The sequence below is a fragment of the Pseudomonas sp. 910_23 genome, from assembly GCF_052850795.1.
This window is the reverse complement of sequence record NZ_VXCZ01000001.1, coordinates 156,724-178,437: the sequence shown is the minus strand read 5'-3', so window position 1 is coordinate 178,437 and position 21,714 is coordinate 156,724. Positions and strand designations below refer to the sequence as shown.

The window sequence follows — 21,714 nt, the reverse complement described above, 5'->3', positions numbered from 1 at the left end:
AAAACGCTCCTCAGCGAGCCAGCAGAAAGTTGATCACGCGGTCGCTGAAGGCAGCGCCGGCTTGCACGTTGGACAGGTGCGCCGCATAGAACTCGGCGTATTCGGCGCGCTGCACATGGTGCTGGATAAAGTGGCTGCCAGCCGGCGGTGTCACCGCATCTTCAGTGCCGGCAATCACCAGGGTCGGCACCTTGATCAACGACAGTTGCTCACGAAAATCCGCGTCGCGCACAGCGCCGCAATTGGCGGCGTAGCCCTCGGGCGATGTGGCCGCGAGCATGTCGGTGATCTGCTTGGCCTGGTGCGGGTTGGCCGCAGCGAAATCCGCGGTAAACCAGCGCGCAATCGAAGCATCGCGTAGCGCCACCATCGCAGCGGCGCCGTCACGCAGGACCATTTCGATGCGGGGGTTCCAGACCTCGGGCGTGCCGATCTTGGCGGCGGTATTGCACACCACCAGACGCCGCAAACGCTCGCCGGCGTGGATGCCCAGCCATTGGCCGATCAAGCCGCCCATGGACAGGCCGCAAAAATGCGCACGCTGGATATCCAGCGCATCCAGCAACGCAAGCACGTCTCGCCCCAGTTGTTCGATGCTGTACGGCCCCTGGGTGACCAGGGATTTGCCGTGACCACGGGTATCGAAACGCAACACGCGAAAATGCTCGGTGAACGTCGAAATCTGCACGTCCCACATATGCAGGTCGGTGCCCAGGGAGTTGGACAGTACCAGCACCGGTGCATCCACCGGCCCGTCCAATTGGTAATGCAATTCGCCCTCGGCGAGTTGTACAAAAGCCACAGCGGTCTCCTCAGGCAGTCAAAGCAAAGTGTTCAGTCACGGCACGCGTGACCCAGGTCTGGGCTTGGCCCAGGTAATGAGCCGGGTCGAGCAGGCGGTCCAGTTCAGCCGCTGACAACTCGGCAGTCACCTGGGACTCATCCGCCAGCACGGCGCGCAAGTGACGCCGCTCGGCCACGGCGCGTTTGCAGCATTGCTCCAGCAGGTGGTGTGCGGTATCGCGGCCCAGGCGTTGGGCAAGCACGATGCTGACTGCTTCAGCCAACACCAGGCCCTGGGTCAGGTCGAGATTCTGCGCCATGCGCGCGGTATCGACCTCCAGCCCTTCACTCACCAGCAGCGCCTGTTGCAAGGCGCCGGACACCAGGCGGCAAATCTCTGGCAAGGTTTCCCATTCGGCGTGCCACAGGCCCAGGCTGCGTTCGTGCTCCTGGGGCATGGCGCTGAACATGGTCGCCACCAGGCCCGGCACGCGGGTGGCAGCGCTGATCAATACGGCGGCGCCTACGGGGTTGCGTTTGTGCGGCATGGTCGATGAACCGCCCTTGCCCGGCGCGGCGGGCTCAAACACCTCTGCCGCCTCGGTTTGCATCAACAGGCTGATGTCGCGCCCCAGTTTGCCGAGGCTGCCGGCGATCAGACCGAGCACGCTGGCAAATTCCACCAGGCGATCGCGCTGGGTGTGCCAGGGCTGCTCCGGCAAGCCCAGTTGCAACTCGGCGGCCAAGGCTTCGGCAACAGGCATGGCGTGTTCGCCGAGCGCAGCCAAGGTGCCGGACGCACCGCCAAATTGCAGCACCAACAGGCGCGGTTTCAATTCGGCAAGGCGCTGACGACTGCGTGTCACGGCGCCCAGCCAACCGGCGATTTTCATGCCCAGGGTGACCGGTGTCGCGTGCTGCAGCCAGGTGCGGCCAGCCAACGGCACGGCGGCGTGGCGCTGCGCCTGGGCAGCCAGCACGTCCCCCAGGCGCGCCAAATCCGCCTCGATCAGCACCAGCGCCTGACGCACTTGCAGCACCAGGCCGGTGTCCATCACATCTTGACTGGTCGCGCCCAGGTGCACATAACGCTCGGCGTCGGCATCTTCGCTGGCGATCAACTTACCCAGCGCCTTCACCACTGGAATCGCGGAATTACCCGCCGTGGCAATGGCCGCGCCAAGCGCATCGACGTCATACAGCGAAGCCAGGCACGCCTGGGCAATCGGCGCGACGGCAGCCTGGGGAATCAACCCGACCCGAGCCTGGGCCCGGGCCAGCGCCGCCTCGAAATCCAGCATGCCCTGCAAGCGTCCCTGGTCACAGAACACTTCGGCCATGCTGGCGGCGGTGAAGTAAGCGTCGAACAGTTGATTGCTCGTGCGCAGCGTCATAACTCATCCCTTACAAATCGTGATGCAGGTACGCCGCCTGTTTAGGCAGGCGCAAGCTGAACAGGAAGGCCACCGCCATCATCGCAGTGACGTACCAATAGAAGGTGTTTTCCATGCCGATGGATTTCAGGCTCAGTGCGACCACTTCCGCCGAACCGCCAAACACCGCGTTAGCCACGGCATATGCCAGGCCCACACCCAAGGCACGCACCTGGGGCGGGAACATCTCGGCTTTGACCAGGCCGCTGATGGAGGTGTAGAAGCTGACAATCGCCAAGGCCAGAGTGATCAGTACAAACGCCAGGAACGGGCTGGTCACGGTTTTCAAGGTCAACAGGATCGGCACAGTGAACAAGGTGCCAAGGCCGGCGAACCAGAGCATGGAATTACGTCGCCCGATCTTGTCGGCCAACATGCCGAACAGCGGCTGCATGCACATGTACAGAAACAGCGCGCCGGTCATGATGTAGCTGGACGTCTTGGCGTGCATACCGACAGTGTTAACCAGGTACTTCTGCATGTAAGTGGTGAACGTGTAGAAAATCAGCGAGCCGCCGGCGGTGTAGCCCAGCACAGTGATGAAGGCTTTGCCGTGGTCACGGAACAGCGCGACGATGCTGCCGGCGTCCTTGTCCTGACGCATTTCCTTGCTGGTTGTTTCTTTCAGGGTGCGACGCAGCAGCAGGGAGATCACCGCGGCGATGGCGCCGATTACAAACGGAATGCGCCAGCCCCAGGCACGCAGTTCTTCTTCGGTGAGGATCTGTTGCAGGATCACCACCACCAGCACCGCCAGCAACTGGCCGCCGATCAGGGTCACGTACTGGAACGAAGCGAAGAAACCGCGCTGGCCCTTGAGCGCAACTTCACTCATGTAGGTCGCCGTGGTGCCGTATTCGCCACCCACCGACAAGCCCTGGAACAGCCGCGCCACCAGCAGCAGCGCCGGAGCCCAGGCACCGATGTCGTTGTAGGTGGGAAGGAAGGCGATGACCAGGGAACCGGCGCACATCATCAGCACCGAGATCATCATCGAGTTCTTGCGCCCGTGCTTGTCGGCCACCCGGCCAAACAGCCAGCCGCCGATCGGCCGCATCAGGAACCCGGCGGCGAATACACCGGCGGTGTTGAGCAGTTGCACCGTGGGGTCGTCCGAGGGGAAAAACGCCGGGGCAAAATAGATTGCGCAGAAGGCGTAGACGTAGAAGTCGAACCATTCGACCAAGTTGCCGGAGGAAGCCCCGACAATCGCAAAAATCCGTTTGCGGCGTTCTTCTCCGGTGTAGTGACTCGTTGTTGTTGTCATGGTTTTTTACTCAGTGGGAACGGTTATAGCCTAGACATACTTTGCAACAACCATGTTCCGCAAGCAGACTTTTGGGTATGTAGTGACTGGGAGGGCCTCATCGGGAGCAAGACCCCTCCCACATTTGACCGAGTTGTCTGAACTCTACTCGGTCAGTGTGGGAGGGGCGGTGCGACGATTCGACTTGCCCCCGATGAGGCCCTACAGCCAACTCAGTAATCGAAGAACACCGTTTCCTTGTCTGTCCCCTGCAAAATCACATTCCACTGATACACACCCTGCGCATCCGCCTTGGCAATCAAGGTGCTACGACGCTCAGCCGGTACACACGCCAACAGCGGGTCATCGCCGTTGAGTGCCTCACCGTCAAAATAAATCCGCGTGAGCAAGTGCTTTACCAACCCACGGGCAAACACCAGTACCACCAGATGCGGCGCCTGAGTCGTGCCTTTCAATCCCGGCACACTGCCTGGCTTGATGGTGGTAAAGCGGAAGCGCCCCTCGGCATCCACCGGCACCCGGCCAAAACCTTCAAAGTGCGGATCGACCGCCTTGTCTTGCTCGTCCTCAGGGTGGTCATATTTACCGGCAGCATTGGCCTGCCAGACTTCCAGCATGGCGTCGTTGACGACATCACCGTTGCCGTCCACTACCTGGCCGCTGATCGCCACGCGCTCGCCGAGTGTGGCGGCTACGGTCATGTCTTCACGGTTCAGCCAGGTCAGGCCGATGTGGTAATACGGCCCGACGGTGTGGGACGTGGTCGCGTTGAGTGTCATCTCATTTCTCCATCGGCGTGGCGTCGCGGCCGCGCAGGACGATGTCCCAGCGGTAACCGAGGGCGTAGGAAGGGACGGTTTTTTCCAGGTCGAAACGCGCGATCAGGCGTTCCTTGGCGCGGGTATCCGGCACGCAGTTGTAGATCGGGTCGTATTCGAGCAATGGGTCGCCAGGGAAATACATCTGCGTCACCAAGCGCGTCAGCACACTGGGGCCGAACAGCGAAAAGTGGATATGCGCCGGGCGCCATGCATTGTGATGGTTGCCCCACGGGTAGGCGCCGGGCTTGATGGTCTGGAACTGGTACCAGCCATCGGCGTCGGTAACGGTACGCCCGGTGCCGGTGAAGTTCGGGTCCAGCGGCGCGTCGTGCAGGTCACGCTTGTGGTTGTAGCGCCCGGCGGCGTTGGCCTGCCAGATCTCCACGAGAATGCCCGGCACCGGCAAGCCATTCTCGTCCAGCACACGGCCATGAATGATGATGCGCTCGCCTTGGGGCTCGCCTTCATGCTGGGCGGTCAGGTCGTTGTCCTTGTCATTGATGCGCTCGGCGCCGATCGTCGGGCCGGTGATTTCCGACAAGGAATGGGGCAGGAACACCAACGGCTGGGACGGCGAACGCAGGTTCGTCGACTGATACGCCGGGTGCAGGTAATCAGGTTGAGTGCCCGCTTGCGGGCGCCGGTAACCAGGCTTGTCACTCATGGAGCCATCCTCTTTTATTAGACGCGTTCAATCGCCAGGGCCAGGCCTTGGCCGACGCCCACGCACATGGTCGCCAGGCCTTTGCTGCCGCCGGTTTTTTCCAATTGGTGCAGGGCCGTCAACACCAGCCGTGCACCGCTCATGCCCAGGGGATGACCCAGCGCAATGGCACCGCCGTTCGGGTTGACCTGAGGTGCATCGTCGGCAATACCCAGCTCGCGCAGCACCGCCAGACCCTGGCTGGCGAAGGCTTCGTTAAGCTCGATCACGTCGAAGTCGGTGACCGCCAACCCCAGGCGTTCCACCAGCTTGCGCACCGCCGGCACCGGGCCGATGCCCATTACGCGCGGTGCGACACCGGCACTGGCCATGCCCAACACCCGGGCGCGGGCTGTGAGGCCGTGCTTCTTGACGGCATCGGCGGATGCCAGAATCAGCGCAGCAGCACCGTCATTGACCCCCGAAGCGTTGCCGGCGGTGACGGTCTTGTTCGGGCCGTTGACCGGCTTGAGTTTGGCCAGGGCTTGCAGGCTGGTGTCCCGCGGGTGCTCATCGTGTTCCACCAGGGTTTCGCCTTTTTTATGGGCGACCCGTACCGGCACGATTTCCTCGGCGAAGAAACCGGCGGCTTGCGCAGCGGCGGTCCGCTGCTGGCTGCGCAAGGCGAAAGCATCCTGGTCGGCGCGGGAAACCTGGTAGTCGTCGGCGACGTTATCGGCGGTCTGCGGCATGGCATCCACGCCGTACTGGGCCTTCATCAACGGATTGATGAAACGCCAGCCGATGGTGGTGTCTTCCAGCTTCATGCTGCGCGAAAACGCAGCATCGGCCTTGCCCATCACGAACGGAGCACGGGACATCGACTCGACACCGCCAGCAATCGCCAGCTCCATTTCGCCACTGGCAATAGCGCGAAAGGCCGTGCCGATGGCATCCATGCCCGAGGCGCACAGACGGTTGAGGGTCACGCCCGGAATGCTGTCCGGCAGTCCCGCCAGCAACAGTGCCATGCGCGCCACGTTACGGTTGTCTTCGCCGGCCTGGTTGGCACAGCCCAAAAAGACTTCGTCCACCGCATCCCAGTCCACCGACGGGTTGCGCTCGATCAGGGCCTTGATCGGCAGCGCCGCCAGGTCATCGGCACGCACCGTGGACAGCCCACCGCCGAAACGACCGATAGGTGTGCGAATGGCATCACAGATAAATACCTCGCGCATCAGGCTTCTCCCGGTGCTTGGCCATGGGCGGCGGCGGTGCGGGCTTCAAGCTCGCGCAGCGCGGTCAGTTCTGTCTCGGTCGGTTCTGCCGTGGTGCTGACCTGCTCGGCAAAGCGAATCGCCCAGCCGGTGGCAGCGACCACTTGCTCGCGGGTCACGCCGGGGTGTAGCGCGGTGACCACGAACTCATGGCTGCCCTCCTCCGGTTCCATGATGCACAGGTCGGTAATGATGCCGACGGGGCCGGCACCGGGCAGGCCAAGACGCTTGCGTGAGTCGCCACCTTCGCCGTGACCGACGGAGGTGATGAAGTCCAGTTTGTCGACAAACGAACGGGACGACTGTTTAAGGATGATCAGCACGCTCTTGGCGGAACCGGCAATCTCCGGCGCCCCACCGGCACCCGGCAAACGCACTTTGGGCTGGTGATAATCACCGACCACGGTGGTGTTGATATTGCCGAAACGGTCGACCTGAGCCGCACCGAGAAAGCCCACGTCAATGCGCCCGCCCTGCAGCCAATAGCGAAAGATCTCACCGGTGGGCACCACAGTGTCGGCGGTCTCGGCCAACTCGCCATCGCCGATTGACAGCGGCAACACGCTGGGCTTGGCGCCAATCGGGCCGGACTCGTAGATCAGCACTACATCGGGTGAGGACGTCAGCCGCGCCAGGTTGGCGGCCTTGGACGGCAGGCCGATACCGACGAAGCACACTGAACCGTTCTTCAAGCGGCGTGCAGCGGCGACGGTCATCATTTCATTGGTGGAGTAGGTCATTACTTGGCCTCCTGCGCGGTGGCCAGCTTGGCCTGGAACTCGCTGAAATCAGCAGTGCCGTGGATGAATTCATCAATCCAGGCGGTAAAGGTCCCACGGTCGCGAGCAATCGGGTCCCACGCCTGGTAGAAGCGGTTATCCCGCTCGTTGTAGCCGTGAGCGTAGGAGGGATGTGCACCACCCGGCACATGGCACACCGCGGTCAGTGCCCAGGTCGGCAACACGCAACTGTTCATCGGCGCATTGAGGTCATCGACGATTTCTTCCACGGTGACAATGCAACGCTGAGCCGCAAGGGCCGCTTCCTTCTGTACCCCGAGAATGCCCCAGAGCAACACGTTGCCCTTGCGATCGGCTTTCTGCGCGTGAATCACGGTGACATCCGGACGTACCGACGGCACCGCCGCCAGCACTTCGCCGGTGAATGGGCACGTGACGGTCTTGATCAGCGGGTTGACCTTGGGCAAGTCGGAACCAGCGTAGGCACGCAGCACCGCGAACGGCAGGCCCGAGGCACCGGCGACGTAGGCATTGGCCAGGTCGGCGTGGCTGTGTTCTTCGATCTCCAGCGGTTGCGGCCATTGCTTCTCCACCGCGTCGCGCAACCGATGCAGGGAGCCCACGCCCGGGTTGCCGCCCCAGGAAAAAATCAACTTGCGCGCGCAGCCGGCACCGATCAATTGGTCGTAGATCAGGTCGGGCGTCATACGCACCAGCGTCAGGTCTTTCTTACCCTGACGAATGATTTCATGACCTGCGGCCGTTGGGATCAGGTGGGTAAAACCTTCGAGAGCGACGGTATCGCCGTCGTTCACAAAGCGCTTGACCGCATCACGCAGGGTGAGGATTTCAGCCATGGGGTTGGGCTCCCGGTGTTGATCGAAAAAGGCGCTGAGGTGGCGCCGAAGTGCTTGAAGATTAAGCCGGGGAAATGGGCCGAACAATCCGATAATCGACTCAGCGTTCGATTATCGAACGGATTGTTGTCTAGCTAATCGTCTAAGCGAACGCAATTCAAATGTGGGAGGGGGCTTGCTCCCGATAGCGGTGGATCAGCCAACAAATTTTTTGACTGACACCCCGCAATCGGGAGCAAGCCCCCTCCCACATTTGAGTCCCATCAAGGCTTAAGTGGCGTCGGCATGGCTGACCATGCCCTTGATCAACACGGCTGCAGTGGCGAGTGCCGCCGGAATCACCAGTGCCGTGAGCACCTGCTCGAAATTCCAGCCCAGGCCCAGCAAGGTGGCCCCCATCCACGCACCCAGGATCGCGCCGAAGCGGCCAATGCCAAGCATCCACGACACACCGGTGGCACGCCCCTGGGTGGGGTAGAAACGTGCGGCCAGGGACGGCATCGCTGACTGCGCACCGTTGACGCACATCCCGGCGATCAGCACTAACGTTGCCAATAAAGTGATATTGCCAAGGCTTTGCCCTACCGCGTAGGCAAACACCCCGGCCAGCAGGTAGAAAGTCCCGATCACTTTGTGCGGGTTGAACCGATCCATTGCCCAGCCCACGCCCACTGCGCTCAACACCCCGCCAAACTGGAACAACGCGCCGATAAATGCCGCCTGCTCCATGCTGGCGCCACTGTCGCGCATCAAGGTGGGCAGCCAACTGGTCAGCAGGTAAACAATCACCAGGCCCATGAAGTAAGTGAGCCACAGCAGCAAGGTGCCGGTGCTGTAGGTGCCCGAGAAAATCACCGCGAACACGTTGCGAGCCTTGACGGTTGTTTGCTCCGGCACGCTGAAGCTGCCGGCCTGGGCCACGATATTGGGCTCAATGGGTGCCAGGGCCTTGCGTACCTTGTCGGTACCGCGATTACGCACTACCAGGTAACGCGCCGACTCCGGCAGCCACACCAACAGCACCCCCGCCAGGATCAATGGCAGGATGCCGCCGATCAGCAACAAGCTGTGCCAGCCAAACGCCGGGATCAACTTGGCCGAGATAAACCCACCACCGGCCATGCCCAGGTTGAAACCGCAGAACATGCTGGTGACCAACAACGACTTATGACGCTCGGGGGTGTATTCGGAGAGCAAGGTCGTGGCATTGGGCATACCCGCGCCCAGACCCAGCCCGGTCAGAAAGCGCAGCACCAGCAACTGGTCGACATTAGTGCTGTAGGCCGAGGCCAGGCTGAACGCGCCAAATACCAGTACCGCACCGACCAACACGACTTTGCGACCAAAGCGGTCGGCCAGCGGGCCGGACCCGAGTGCGCCGAACACCATGCCGATCAACGCGGCGCTCATCACCGGGCCAAGGCTGGCGCGGTCGATGCCCCAGTCCTGGGACAGGGCCGGCGCAATAAAACCCATCGCCGCCGTATCGAGGCCGTCAAGAAAGACAATCAGGAAACACAGGATCACCACGCGCCACTGGTAGCGTGACAATGGCTGGGTGTTGATGAAGGACTGCACGTCCAGGGTGGTACCGACAGAAGGCTGATTCATTATTTTTATTCCACACCGATGGCGGGCCGATGACCTCAGGTCATCATTATTGTTAGGCGGCGCTTTGAAGCGCTGCCGCACATTAATAAGCCAGGGGAAACACCGTCAATCGAGCCGACCGGGATCTGTGCGGTCACCGAACAGCTTAGGCAAACAGTTGCGCGCTCAACTCACGGCTGGCGGTGAGCATACTCGGCAGAAAACGCTGTTCCAGCTCGCTGCGGCTGACGCGCCCGGCATGGGTGCTGACGTTCAGTGCGGCCAACACCTGGCCGGATGCGTCATACACCGGCACCGCGATGGAACGCAGGCCCTGCTCCAATTCCTGATCGACGATGCACCAGCCTTGCTGACGTACCTGTTGCAAGCATTCGAACAAGGCTTCGGGAGTCGTGAGCGTGCGGCTGGTCTTGGTTTGCAGGTCTGCGTGGTCGAGGTAATCCTGCAGCGAGGCATCATCCAGGGCCGCCAGGAGGATGCGCCCCATGGACGTGCAATAGGCCGGCAGCCGACCGCCGACTGAAAGGTCCACGGAAATCAGACGCTGAGTCGTGGCCGAACGTGCGATGTAGAGAATATCGTCGCCTTCAAGGGTGGCCATGTTGCAGGCTTCATGGAGCTGCTCGCTCATGCGGTCCAGATAAGGCTGGGCCGAGACGGCCAACGGTGTGGACGACAAATAGGCATGACCGAGCGTCAGCACTTTAGGCAATAGCGAGTAGGTACGCCCATCCGTGGTGGCGTAGCCGAGTTTGATCAAGGTATGCAGGCAACGGCGCACAGCGGCGCGGGGGATTTCCGTGCGGTGGCTGATCTGGGCGATGGTCAGGTGACGCTTGCGCTCCTGGAACGCTTGCACCACGGCCAGGCCACGGGCCAGGGACGTCATGAAGTCCGGATCACCGGTGAACGCCTGGATGCGCTTGGCCGGTGAAGCCACGATCGGCGGCGCCACTGATGCGAAGGAGTTGCGCAATTGATCGTTCATTTCCAGGGTCCTGTCTCTTGTTCTTACCACGGGAGGGTTGGCCGCTATTACAAGCCGTGCCGATCGCGATGCACAAGCCAGCGCCAGCAACATTGGGCGATTATCGGACGATCATGCGATTATCGCAATTTGTCAGGCCAGGGCAGCCGCCGCCGCGGCCAAGTTTCAGATTTGCCTGATGACCTGGGAAGTGCGCAGATTTACGCTTTTATTTAGAACAGGTGGCGACAATATGATGACGCTGTTCACAAATAGTGATGCCCACCCATAACACCCTCCCCTGCACCGTTGACGCTTTTTAACTTTATGATGATAGTGTTATTCAAATGCGCCGCTATAATGCAACCTGTGCAGAGGTCGGCCCGGTATCACTATCGGGATGGGAGCTCGCCAGGCGCTGGAGGACGTAAGCCGCGCCGGCCACAAGTAACCGCTTCAAAGAACTGCCCTCAGGCCTGCTTTTCAACTTGAACGGTTTTCTACTGTTTTATTTGGAATCGCCCGAGGACGACTGTTGAAGCGCGACACTGCGCAATCAATAAACTTCACACAATTAGGTAATACTGTGACGAAAGATGAACTGCGCGCCGAACTTGAGCGCCAGGAGCAACGTTACAAGGACGTCTACGGCGGAGAAGTCACCACCTACGCCGCGCAACCTGAGCCGGAACGCAAGCCATGGCGCAAACGCGCCAGCCTGCTGGATCAGGCATTTGCCCAGGAAATCCAGAAGATCGAACAGGAACTCAAAACCGAAGAGCCATAAGCGCTTCGGTGCGAGTAGGCAGGGCCCTGCTGTCTCTGCCGGTCCACCACCGGCAGGGAGCCCCTTGCGTCAGCGCCCGTTGGTCAGTCGCTTACAGCCGCGCACGAAATTTCATACAAATGTTTCAGGCATGACGTTTTCATGACAAATGCCGGCCTTTTGCGGCCTGCACTTTATAAATCAAAGACTTGCCAAAGCCCCGAAAACCCTGGGATGCGTCCGTTTTGCCCGGGCTTGTGCGACGAAGATTGTTACCGATGAGCAGCTAATGCATCGATTACCGATGTTTTCTGGCATAATCGCGCCCCCTTACGACCGGGTCAGAAAACCTTCATGATCGATTTATTCAGCGGACTGGATGCTTGGGTTCTAGTGAGCCTGCTGCTCGCCCTGGCCTTTGTCCTCGCCTTCGAGTTCATCAATGGCTTTCATGACACCGCTAACGCGGTGGCCACAGTCATCTATACCAAAGCCATGCCGCCACACCTGGCCGTGTTCTTCTCCGGGGTCTTCAATTTCCTCGGCGTGTTGCTCGGTGGTGTCGGTGTCGCCTACGCCATCGTGCATTTGCTGCCGGTGGAGTTGCTGATCAATGTGAACACCGGCCATGGCCTGGCGATGGTCTTCTCGTTATTGGCGGCGGCGATCACCTGGAACCTGGGCACCTGGTACTTCGGTATTCCCGCCTCCAGCTCCCACACCCTGATCGGCTCGATCCTCGGTGTCGGCCTGGCCAACGCCCTGATCAACGACATCCCCCTGGCTGACGGTGTGAACTGGCAGAAGGCCGTGGATATCGGTGCGTCCCTGGTGTTCTCGCCGATGGCCGGCTTCCTGGTCGCAGCCCTGGTGCTGATCGGCCTGAAGTGGTGGCGCCCGCTGTCGAAGATGCACAAGACCCCGGACCAGCGCCGCAAGCTCGACGACAAGAAGCACCCGCCGTTCTGGAACCGCCTGGTTCTGGTGATCTCGGCCATGGCCGTGAGCTTCGTGCACGGCTCCAACGATGGTCAGAAAGGCATCGGCCTGATCATGCTGGTGCTGATCGGTATCGTGCCGGCGCAGTTCGTATTGGACTTGGGCAGCACCACCTACCAGATCGAGCGTACCCGTGACGCAACCCTGCACCTGAACCAGTTCTACCAGCGCAACCACGAGACCCTCGGCGAGTTCCTGGCCCTGGGCAAAAGCGTGAAGGATGATCTGCCGGGCAAATTCCGCTGCAACCCGCAGCAGACCGAGCCGACGATCAACGCGCTGCTGGGCACCCTCAAGGGCGTCTCGGACTACCACTCGCTGACCGCAGATCATCGCATCGAAGTGCGTCGCTACCTGCTCTGCCTGGACGACACCGCGAAGAAAGTCGGCAAACTGCCTGGGCTGGATTCCCGTGAGAAATCCGACCTCGACAAGCTGCGCAAAGACCTGACAGCCACCACCGAGTATGCCCCGTTCTGGGTGATCCTCGCGGTTGCACTGGCCCTGGGTCTGGGCACCATGGTGGGTTGGAAGCGCGTGGTACTGACCATTGGCGAGAAAATCGGCAAGCAGGGCATGACCTATGCCCAGGGCATGTCGGCGCAGATCACCACCGCGACCATGATCGGCTTCGCCAACATCTTCGCCCTGCCGGTGTCCACCACGCACGTGCTGTCTTCCGGTGTGGCAGGTACCATGGTTGCCAACAAGAGCGGCCTGCAAGGCGGCACCGTCAAGACCATCCTGATGGCCTGGGTATTGACCCTGCCAGCAACCGTCGGCCTGTCGGCCGGGTTGTTCTGGCTGGCGTCCAAGGCATTGGGCAACTGATAGCCGGCCGCCCATAAAAAAGGTGCGATCCGCGAGGGTCGCACCTTTTTTTATATCCAAGCGCACCGCCGTCCACCTGTGGGAGCTGGCTTGCCTGCGATTGCGCAGTAACAGTTGATGAATATATGAGCTGACCCACCGCGATCGCAGGCACGCCTCCCACATTTTTCACCTTCTGCCATCAATTGACAGTCAAAAAAAAGGGCGACCGAAGTCGCCCAAAATGCCTTGCGTGCCCATGTAACCCGGAAAGACTTAAGGTTTTTTACGCTTGTTCGCGTCTTTCCAGATAAAAAATCCAAACCCTACAAAAAACAGCACCATGAGGCTGACAGTCAGCACTCCGGCAAAAACCACATTATCGAAAAACATGACCGGCCTCCTGCACGTGCCCTGTTGCGATAGGGCTAAGTTAAGGGAGAAGGCGCAGTGGGAAATTGACCAGGATCAATGTCGCCCGCAACGGGGCGTAAAGAAGGGTAATAACTGACCTGCATCAACAGATGCAGGCGGTTTCAACGCTTTTTCGGTTTGTTCTTCGACTTCTTCTTGGGTTTGCCCAAGGGCATGGCTTGTTCAAAGGCTTGGCGCACTTCATTCAAGCGTTTGTCATTGAGGTCGTGCACGCGCTTGGCGCGTTCGGCATTCAGGTCGATCAGCTTGTCGTCATCACTCATGGCTTGGCTTACGTCGTGGCGGGAATGGCCCAATAATGCGGCCTGCCCCGCCCGACGGCAAATCAGCGGGCGACAAAATGCAGGTCATCGACCAAAATCGGCACTTTCCCTCTTACGCAGGAGGCGCCATCCGGTGGCCTTGCACAACGACCTTCCACCGCTGTTGGCCCTGCGCGCCTTCGAGGCCGTGGCGCGGCACTTGAGCTTTATCAAGGCAGCGGGCGAATTGTCGGTGACCCAAAGTGCGCTGAGCCACCAGGTGCATAAGCTTGAACAGCATTTGGGCAAGCCGCTGTTTATCCGGCGTACCCGTGCGATTGATCTGACCTTGGCCGGGCAACATTACTACGACCAAATCCGCCCAGCCCTGGACGCCATCGCTACTGCGACACGCAGCCAACGGGGTGTACCCAGCACCAGCCTGTTGCGCATCGGCGTACTGGCGTCTTTCGCCACGCTATGGCTGGCACCGCGTCTGGCCGAGTTTCTGCAGCGCTACCCGCATATCCAGGTGGAGTTGCTGCCCGCGATTCAACTGGCCAATGTCGCCACGGCCGAAGTTGACCTGGCCATCCGTTACGGCAAGGGCGATTGGCCCGACGTGCAGGCCACGCGCCTGATGGCCGAAACCTTGTCACCCGTGTGCAGCCCCGCGTTCAAGGCCAGCCAGGTAACCAAAGCCCCCCTACTGATGGCGACCTCGCACCGTCCTTTCGAGTGGACGGATTGGGCCGCCCATTACCAGGTCAACCTCGATCACCACCCCAGGGTGATGCTGCATGACTACAACATCGTGGTCGAGGCTACCGTGGCCGGCCAAGGTATCGCCATGGGCCGCCATCGCCTGATCGAACGCAGGCTCCTGGACGGCAGCCTGGTGGAGGCCTTTGACTGGCCGCCCTATCACAGCGAAATCGGCTATTGGCTGATCGCTCCCCAGGGCCCACTCGGCGAAGCAGCCGAATGCTTCAGCCAGTGGTTGAAGCACCTGTGTGCGGATGGGTGAGTTTTTTCGATACGTCGATTGAGATCTATCCGTTTGTCGTCCATCGCAACAGCCAACATGCTCAAACCTCCTGAACCCAGAGGTTTTCAGCATGACCGATTCCATTCGCCAACGCGTACACACACTCGGCCTGACACTGCCCACACCCAGTCAACCGGCTGCCAATTACATCAACCATGTCGTCAGCCAACACCAGCTGTTCATTTCCGGGCAAATTCCCATACTCGATGGCAAACCCGCCTACATAGGCCGGCTGGGCGATTCCCTCAGCGATGAAGAAGGCGCCCAGGCGGCGGAACTGGCGGCGCTGGGCCTGCTGGGGCAATTGAGCGACGCGCTGGGCGATGACCTGTCGCGCGTGGTGCGCATCCTGCGTCTGGGCGTCTTCATCGCCAGCAACGCTGATTTCCAACGCCAGAGCGTGGTCGCCAATGGCGCCTCGAACCTGCTGGTCAACGCCCTCGGCGACAAAGGCCGGCACGTACGCACCGCCGTAGGCGTCAGCAGCTTGCCGGCTGGCGTCGCCGTGGAGGTGGATGCCATTTTCGAGCTGCAGCCATGAGCCCGCTGGACGTCCAACAACTGCGGGAGGCCACGCCCGGTTGCCAGTCGGGCCTTGTGCACTTCAACCATGCCGGGGCGTCCTTGCCCAGCCAGGCGACGCTGGACGCCATCATCGAACAGTTGCAACACGAAGCCCGCAACGGCCCGATGGAAGCTGGCGAACAGGGCGCCGTGCTGGTGGAAAACGCCCGCCGCGCCGCCGGGCAACTGCTCAATGCACCGCCCTCCTCGATCGCCTTCGCCAGCAGTGGCTCAACGGCCTGGAGCATGGCGTTCCAGGCCCTGGGGCCTTGGCGGCCGGGCGACCGCATCCTGGTGGGGCGCCATGAATGGGGCGGCAACCTGGCGAGCATGGAGTTGGCCGTGCAAGCGGGCGCGCGCGTGGAAGTTATCCCCTGTGATGCCACCGGCGCGGTTTGCCCGGTAGCACTGGAAGCGATGCTCGACGCCCACGTGAAGCTGATCGACCTTGCCTGGCTGCCGGCCAACGGCGGCCTGATCAACCCGGCCCAGGCCATCGGCGAAGTGGCTCGTCGTCACGCCATCCCCTACTTTATCGACGCAGGCCAAGCCGTCGGCCAATTACCGGTGGATGTGCAAGCGTTGCAGTGTGACGTGCTCAAATCCGCCGGCCGCAAACACCTGCGCGGCCCGCGCGGTACTGCACTGCTGTATGTCAGGCCGGATTTTCTTGGGCAACTGAACCCGGCCCAACGCGACGTGTTTTCGGCGCCCTGGACCACCGACGGCTTCGACCTGCGCAACGACGCCCGGCGCTTCGAAACCAGCGAAGTGTCCGTCGCCCTGCTGGCGGGCTTGGGCAATGCATTGCAAGAGATCAATCGACTGGGGATCGAGCGGGTGTGGGAAAGGATCTCGCAGACCAGCGCCCGAATCCGCGAAGCGCTGCATCAGATACCTGGGATTAGCCTGCATGACCTGGGCAGTAAACATTCGGGCTTGATCGCTTTCAACCTGGCCGGCTGGGAGAGTTTTGAACTCAAGCGGCGCTTGGGGTTAAAGCGCATCAACATCGGTGCCAACGGCGTGGCCTATACGCCGCTGGATATGCAAGCACGTGGGTTGCGCAGCATTGCGCGCCTCTCCGTCAGCCCACTCAACACCGATGACGATATCGAACTGTTGATCAAGGCCCTGCATGAATTGAGCGCTTAAACCTCGATGTCCACCCACAAGCCCTGGCGCGGCGCGTCTTCGATCAGCGGCGCCACGGGCACCGTGTTGTCAGCATTGAGCAAGTCGCCGGGGATAGGCAAATGCTGCTCGACGTCATCGTCGGCTTCGCGCCGACGCTTGTGCTGCTCCTGCTGACGACGCTGCTCTTCGCGCAACAGAAAGGTCGATTGCTCGGCATCGCCTTTTTTCAGGTCGATCGTGCTCTCGCTGGAGCCCGGTTGAACGGGCACCACCGGCGGAATATCCGGCTTCTGGCGTGCCGGATCGAGTTGCGACGTGACCGGCACAACACTGACGGGCAGCATGGGTGGCAGCATGATAGTTATTCTCCTGATCAACAGGCTGTCGGCGGGTTGCAGGGCGACTTGAGCGCAGGCTCGCCAAGCTGTGACTCAGTCGACACTCGCAAGTGCCCGCCACCCGTCGATTCAGCACTCTGCCCGCCGGCCAAACGGAGTAGTTTTTGTCAGAGTCCTTGGGCGCAAGGGCTTGTTCCGTTAAGATAGTCGGCTTTTTCACGGCGGGAGTCAGGCAGCATGGCGCAGCAGTATCAACCGGGGCAACGCTGGATTAGTGACAGCGAAGCAGAGCTGGGGTTAGGCACCGTTCTGGCACAGGACGGGCGCTTGTTGACCGTGCTCTATCCGGCCACTGGCGACACCCGCCAGTATGCGCTACGGAATGCGCCCCTCACTCGCGTGAGGTTTTCGCCGGGTGACACCATCACCCATTTCGAAGGCTGGAAAATGACCGTACAGGAAGTCGACGACGTCGACGGCCTGCTGGTCTACCACGGCCTCAATGGGCAGAACGAGCAGGTCACCCTGCCGGAAACCCAACTGTCCAACTTCATCCAGTTCCGCCTGGCCAGCGACCGTCTGTTCGCCGGGCAGATCGACCCGCTGGCGTGGTTCTCGCTGCGCTACCACACGCTGGAACACACCAGCCGCCAGTTGCAGTCCTCGTTGTGGGGCCTGGGTGGCGTGCGTGCACAACCTATTGCGCACCAACTGCACATCGCCCGTGAAGTCGCTGACCGTATCGCGCCGCGGGTCTTGCTGGCTGATGAAGTGGGCCTGGGCAAGACCATCGAAGCGGGCCTTGTGATCCATCGCCAACTGCTCTCGGGCCGCGCCAGCCGCGTGCTGATCCTGGTCCCGGAAAACCTGCAGCACCAGTGGCTGGTGGAAATGCGCCGCCGTTTCAACCTGCAGGTCGCGCTGTTCGACGAAGAACGCTTTATCGAAAGCGATGCCACCAACCCGTTCGAAGACACCCAGCTTGCACTCGTTGCGCTGGAATGGCTGGTGGACGACGAGAAAGCCCAGGACGCGCTGTTCGCCGCTGGCTGGGATTTGCTGGTGGTCGACGAAGCGCACCACCTGGTGTGGCATGAAGACAAGGCCAGCGCCGAATACTCACTGGTCGAACAACTGGCTGAAGTGATCCCAGGCGTGCTGTTGCTCACCGCCACCCCGGAACAACTGGGCCAGGACAGCCACTTTGCGCGCCTGCGCCTGCTGGACCCGAACCGTTTCCACGACCTGCAAGCCTTCCGCGCCGAGAGCGAAAACTATCGCCCGGTGGCCGAAGCCGTGCAGGAGCTGCTCGACAAGGGCCGCCTGTCTCCGGCCGCGCACAAGACCATCCAGGGTTTCCTTGGTAACGAAGGCGAAGCCCTGCTCAGCGCCGTCAACGATGGCGACAGCGAAGCCAGTGCGCGCCTGGTGCGTGAACTGCTCGACCGCCACGGCACCGGTCGCGTGCTGTTCCGCAACACCCGCGCTGCCGTGCAAGGCTTCCCCGAGCGCAAGCTGCACGCCTACCCGCTGCCGAACCCGGATGAGTACCTCGAACTGCCGTTGGGCGAACACGCCGAGCTGTACCCGGAAGTCAGTTTCCAGGCGCAGCCGGATATCGAGGAAGAAAACCGCTGGTGGCGTTTCGACCCGCGTGTCGAGTGGCTGATCGATCAGCTGAAAATGCTCAAGCGCACCAAGGTCCTGGTGATCTGCGCCCACGCCGAAACCGCCATGGACCTGGAAGACGCCTTGCGCGTGCGCTCCGGCATCCCGGCCACGGTGTTCCACGAGGGCATGAACATCCTCGAGCGTGACCGCGCCGCCGCCTACTTTGCAGATGAAGAGTTCGGCGCCCAAGTGCTGATCTGTTCGGAAATCGGCAGTGAAGGCCGCAACTTCCAATTCTCCCACCACCTGGTGCTCTTCGACCTGCCGTCCCACCCCGACCTGCTGGAACAGCGCATCGGCCGTCTGGACCGGATCGGCCAGAAACACGTGATCGAACTGCACGTACCGTACCTGGAAACCAGCCCGCAACAGCGCCTGTTCCAGTGGTACCACGAAGCGCTCAACGCCTTCCTCAACACCTGCCCGACCGGCAACGCCTTGCAGCATCAGTTCGGCCCGCGCCTGCTGCCATTGCTCGAAGCCGCCGACGACGGCGAGTGGCAAGCCTTGATCGACGAAGCCCGTGCCGAGCGCGAGCGCCTGGAACAAGAGCTGCACACCGGTCGTGACCGCTTGCTGGAACTCAACTCCGGCGGCGCCGGTGAAGGCGATGCGCTGGTCGAGGACATCCTTGAGCAAGACGACCAGTTCGCCCTGCCGATCTATATGGAAACCCTGTTCGACGCCTTCGGTATCGACAGCGAAGACCATTCGGAAAACGCGCTGATCTTGAAACCCAGCGAAAAAATGCTCGACGCCAGCTTCCCCCTGGGCGACGACGAAGGTGTAACCATCACCTACGACCGTAACCAGGCGCTGTCGCGTGAAGACATGCAGTTCATCACCTGGGAACACCCGATGGTGCAAGGCGGCATGGACCTGGTGCTGTCCGGTTCCATGGGCAACACCGCCGTGGCGCTGATCAAGAACAAGGCGCTCAAGCCGGGCACTGTGCTGCTGGAACTGCTCTATGTCAGCGAAGTGGTTGCCCCGCGCTCGCTGCAACTGGGCCGTTACCTGCCACCGGCCGCCCTGCGCTGCCTGCTGGATGCCAATGGCAACGACCTGTCGGGCCGCGTGTCGTTCGTGACCTTGAATGACCAACTGGAAAGCGTACCGCGAGCCAGTGCCAACAAGTTCGTGCAGGCCCAGCGCGATCAGCTCACACCGCGCATCAACGCCGGTGAAGAGAAGATCGCCCCGCGTCACGCCGAGCGTGTGGCCGAAGCCAAGCGCCGCCTGGCCGCAGACACCGACGAAGAGCTGGCGCGCCTGACCGCGTTGCAAGCGGTCAACCCCACCGTGCGTGACAGCGAGCTGGTTGCCTTGCGCAATCAACGCGAGCAAGGCCTGGCCATGCTCGACAAGGCGGCGCTGCGACTGGAAGCGATTCGCGTGTTGGTGGCGGGCTGATCATTCGCTGTCAGTAGAAGGCCCGCGCAATGCGGGCCTTTTTTATTTGCCTTCAGGGCCTCATCGGGGCATGGGTATCTACACAACTTCAGTTCGCAGCCCCTACGGTAACCACGATGCAAAGCGAGCCGCTCTTGATCTGCATTTGATCTTGATCTTAGGCGCCCCGTTAAACCACGCTGGCCGGAATTCGACAGGGATTTGGGGGGTAAACCGGCAGGGATGCCGGTTTAGCCGCCCCGCGCCATGGATGGCGCGTGGCGGCGGCCCCCCAAATCCATGGCGGATTACGGGCACACCGAGCCCAGGCGAGGTGCCGAGTGGTGGGGCAAGAGCCTTTTTGGTTACTTTTGGGGCTCTTTTCCAAAAGTGACCCGCTGTAAAAGCGGAACCAATAGCAGCCGTTACCGCAGGAATGGATATGTACTCGGTCTCAAGCTGTAGCGGCAGCCGCCGGCACCTCAACCGCACTCAACCCATCCTTCATGCGCTTGGCATCACGCACAAAACTGCGCGAGGCCTGAAACAGAAACAGCATGGTCAAGAACAGCGCCACCGGAATCAGGTACATGGCGTCATGCAACCCCACGGCTTTATACGCCTCAGTCATTTGCTCTGCCCCGGCCGCATACATTGCCGAATGGGCAAAGTGATCGGACAGCGCCCCGACCACCACCGGCCCCATGCCACCGCCGAGCAAATACAGGCCTGCAAAGAATAGCGCCATGGCCGTAGCGCGCAGGCGCGGTTCGACCACGTCCTGGATCGCGGTGTACACGCAGGTATAGAAATTGTAGGCAAACAGCCAGCCCACACTGAACAGCGCGACAAACACGCCAATTTCGATACGCCCGGCATGCAAGGCCCAGGCGGTAGTCACCGTGGAGATGATCAAGCTGCACGCGGCAAACAGCAGACGGCCGTTGGCGACCCGCTGATGGATCTTGTCGGCAATCCAGCCACCCAGGGTCAAGCCCACCAGACCGGTCAAGCCGACGATCACACCGGTGGCGACGGCCGCGTCCTGCAATGGCAGGAGGAAATAGCGTTGCAGCATCGGCACCAGGAACGAGTTGCACGCATACGTGGCAAAGTTAAAGCACAACCCGGCCAGCACCAGCCACAGGAAGGTCGGCACCGCCAGTACGCGGCGGATCGGGCGGTCGACACGCTCCTGGGACACTTGCACGGTTTCCGCCGCGCCGCGTTTAGGCTCTTTGATATAGAACATGAACACCGCCAGGATCATTCCGGGCACGGCGGCGATAAAGAATGGGGCACGCCAGCTATCAAACGTCTTGACCATCGCGCCAATGGTGAAAAACGCCAGCAGCAGCCCCAACGGCAAACCAAGCATGAAAATCCCCATGGCCCGCGCGCGGCGGTGGGCGGGGAACAGGTCGCCGATCAGTGAATTGGCGGCCGGCGCATAGCTGGCTTCCCCGATGCCGATGCCCATGCGCACCAGCAGGAAGGTCCAGAAACTCCCGACCATGCCATTGACCGCCGTCAGCCCGCTCCAGGCAAACAGGCCCCAGCCCATCAATTTGCTGCGCGAGCCGGTGTCGGCCAGTCGCCCGAGCGGCAGGCCGGCAAGGGCGTAGACGATGGTAAAGGCGGTGCCGATGATACCGAGCTGAAAGTCGCTCAGGTGCCATTCCATGCGGATCGGCTCGATGATGATCGCGGGGATGGTGCGATCGAAGAAGTTGAACAGATTGGCCAGGAACAGCAGGAACAGAATGCGCCAGGCATTCGCCGCTTGGGTCGAGTTCTGCATGGGTCCGTCTCTTTTATTGTTATGAGCGCTACGATGCCCGATGCATCCTGCCCGGTACCTGCAACATAGTCAGCTGAGGCGGGGTTGTCTGTAATGATTCGTAAAGCTGATA

At 61.3% G+C, this 21,714-nt stretch carries 20 protein-coding genes; 6 read left to right on the top strand and 14 right to left on the bottom strand.

Annotated elements, in window-relative coordinates:
• Positions 1-10: 10 nt before the first annotated feature.
• From pcaD to pcaR, 10 genes are all read right to left on the bottom strand, one after another.
• Positions 11-802 (bottom strand): 3-oxoadipate enol-lactonase, encoded by a 792-nt coding sequence (pcaD, locus tag FW800_RS00815; RefSeq protein ID WP_446436771.1) that lies wholly within the window; start codon positions 800-802, stop codon positions 11-13.
• Positions 803-812: 10 nt separating this feature from the next.
• Positions 813-2,177 carry a 3-carboxy-cis,cis-muconate cycloisomerase gene (locus tag FW800_RS00810; protein ID WP_446436770.1) on the bottom strand — a complete coding sequence of 455 codons (1,365 nt, stop codon included), beginning with the start codon at positions 2,175-2,177 and terminating at the stop codon, positions 813-815.
• A 10-nt stretch (positions 2,178-2,187) separates the two neighbouring features.
• Positions 2,188-3,483, bottom strand: a complete 1,296-nt coding sequence (locus tag FW800_RS00805; RefSeq protein ID WP_032877321.1) for an MFS family transporter — start codon at positions 3,481-3,483, stop codon at positions 2,188-2,190.
• 212 nt (positions 3,484-3,695) lie between these two features.
• Positions 3,696-4,262 carry a protocatechuate 3,4-dioxygenase subunit alpha gene (gene pcaG / locus FW800_RS00800; protein WP_005785876.1) on the bottom strand — a complete coding sequence of 189 codons (567 nt, stop codon included), beginning with the start codon at positions 4,260-4,262 and terminating at the stop codon, positions 3,696-3,698.
• A 1-nt stretch (position 4,263) separates the two neighbouring features.
• On the bottom strand, positions 4,264-4,968 hold the full coding sequence (gene pcaH, locus FW800_RS00795) for a protocatechuate 3,4-dioxygenase subunit beta (protein ID WP_005785874.1): 705 nt from the start codon (positions 4,966-4,968) through the stop codon (positions 4,264-4,266).
• 17 nt (positions 4,969-4,985) lie between these two features.
• Positions 4,986-6,188, bottom strand: a complete 1,203-nt coding sequence (pcaF, locus tag FW800_RS00790) for a 3-oxoadipyl-CoA thiolase (RefSeq protein WP_446436877.1) — start codon at positions 6,186-6,188, stop codon at positions 4,986-4,988.
• Complete coding sequence (locus FW800_RS00785) at positions 6,185-6,964, bottom strand: CoA-transferase subunit beta (RefSeq protein WP_103733477.1); 780 nt, start codon at positions 6,962-6,964, stop codon at positions 6,185-6,187. The genes pcaF and FW800_RS00785 overlap by 4 nt, the downstream gene beginning before the upstream one ends.
• Positions 6,964-7,821: a CoA transferase subunit A gene (locus tag FW800_RS00780; protein ID WP_005785868.1), complete on the bottom strand. Its 858-nt coding sequence runs from the start codon at positions 7,819-7,821 to the stop codon at positions 6,964-6,966. The genes FW800_RS00785 and FW800_RS00780 overlap by 1 nt, the downstream gene beginning before the upstream one ends.
• 270 nt (positions 7,822-8,091) lie before the next feature.
• Positions 8,092-9,432, bottom strand: a complete 1,341-nt coding sequence (locus FW800_RS00775; RefSeq protein WP_005785866.1) for an MFS transporter — start codon at positions 9,430-9,432, stop codon at positions 8,092-8,094.
• A 145-nt stretch (positions 9,433-9,577) separates the two neighbouring features.
• A complete protein-coding gene (pcaR, locus tag FW800_RS00770; RefSeq protein ID WP_005785864.1) occupies positions 9,578-10,420 on the bottom strand; it encodes a pca regulon transcriptional regulator PcaR in 843 nt (280 codons plus the stop codon).
• Between the two features lie 565 nt (positions 10,421-10,985).
• On the opposite strand from pcaR, the gene FW800_RS00765 reads away from it, so the two are divergent.
• Together FW800_RS00765 and FW800_RS00760 are read left to right on the top strand one after the other, a co-directional pair.
• Entirely contained in the window at positions 10,986-11,186 is a 201-nt protein-coding gene (locus FW800_RS00765) for a hypothetical protein (protein WP_003189295.1), read from the top strand.
• Between the two features lie 333 nt (positions 11,187-11,519).
• Positions 11,520-12,995 carry an inorganic phosphate transporter gene (locus tag FW800_RS00760; protein ID WP_003189291.1) on the top strand — a complete coding sequence of 492 codons (1,476 nt, stop codon included), beginning with the start codon at positions 11,520-11,522 and terminating at the stop codon, positions 12,993-12,995.
• A 255-nt stretch (positions 12,996-13,250) separates the two neighbouring features.
• Here the strand turns inward: FW800_RS00760 and ccoM are convergent, their stop codons facing one another.
• Together ccoM and FW800_RS00750 are read right to left on the bottom strand one after the other, a co-directional pair.
• Positions 13,251-13,367 (bottom strand): cytochrome c oxidase subunit CcoM, encoded by a 117-nt coding sequence (gene ccoM, locus FW800_RS00755; RefSeq protein ID WP_019817835.1) that lies wholly within the window; start codon positions 13,365-13,367, stop codon positions 13,251-13,253.
• A 143-nt stretch (positions 13,368-13,510) separates the two neighbouring features.
• Positions 13,511-13,672, bottom strand: a complete 162-nt coding sequence (locus tag FW800_RS00750) for a hypothetical protein (protein ID WP_005785860.1) — start codon at positions 13,670-13,672, stop codon at positions 13,511-13,513.
• A 133-nt stretch (positions 13,673-13,805) separates the two neighbouring features.
• On the opposite strand from FW800_RS00750, the gene FW800_RS00745 reads away from it, so the two are divergent.
• The 3 genes from FW800_RS00745 to FW800_RS00735 all read left to right on the top strand — a co-directional run bounded on the left by FW800_RS00745 (position 13,806) and on the right by FW800_RS00735 (position 16,418).
• Positions 13,806-14,678, top strand: a complete 873-nt coding sequence (locus tag FW800_RS00745) for a LysR substrate-binding domain-containing protein (protein ID WP_446436769.1) — start codon at positions 13,806-13,808, stop codon at positions 14,676-14,678.
• 91 nt (positions 14,679-14,769) lie between these two features.
• A complete protein-coding gene (locus tag FW800_RS00740) occupies positions 14,770-15,240 on the top strand; it encodes a RidA family protein (protein WP_005785856.1) in 471 nt (156 codons plus the stop codon).
• On the top strand, positions 15,237-16,418 hold the full coding sequence (locus FW800_RS00735) for an aminotransferase class V-fold PLP-dependent enzyme (RefSeq protein ID WP_446436768.1): 1,182 nt from the start codon (positions 15,237-15,239) through the stop codon (positions 16,416-16,418). The genes FW800_RS00740 and FW800_RS00735 overlap by 4 nt, the downstream gene beginning before the upstream one ends.
• On the opposite strand, the gene FW800_RS00730 is transcribed toward FW800_RS00735, so the two are convergent.
• On the bottom strand, positions 16,415-16,756 hold the full coding sequence (locus FW800_RS00730; protein WP_005785853.1) for a hypothetical protein: 342 nt from the start codon (positions 16,754-16,756) through the stop codon (positions 16,415-16,417). The two genes, FW800_RS00735 and FW800_RS00730, sit on opposite strands and share 4 nt — an antisense overlap.
• A gap of 219 nt (positions 16,757-16,975) precedes the next feature.
• On the opposite strand from FW800_RS00730, the gene rapA reads away from it, so the two are divergent.
• Positions 16,976-19,822 (top strand): RNA polymerase-associated protein RapA, encoded by a 2,847-nt coding sequence (rapA, locus tag FW800_RS00725; RefSeq protein WP_032877330.1) that lies wholly within the window; start codon positions 16,976-16,978, stop codon positions 19,820-19,822.
• A gap of 433 nt (positions 19,823-20,255) precedes the next feature.
• Here rapA and FW800_RS00720 read toward each other — a convergent pair whose 3' ends face one another.
• A complete protein-coding gene (locus FW800_RS00720) occupies positions 20,256-21,602 on the bottom strand; it encodes a spinster family MFS transporter (protein ID WP_446436767.1) in 1,347 nt (448 codons plus the stop codon).
• Positions 21,603-21,714 lie beyond the last annotated feature (112 nt).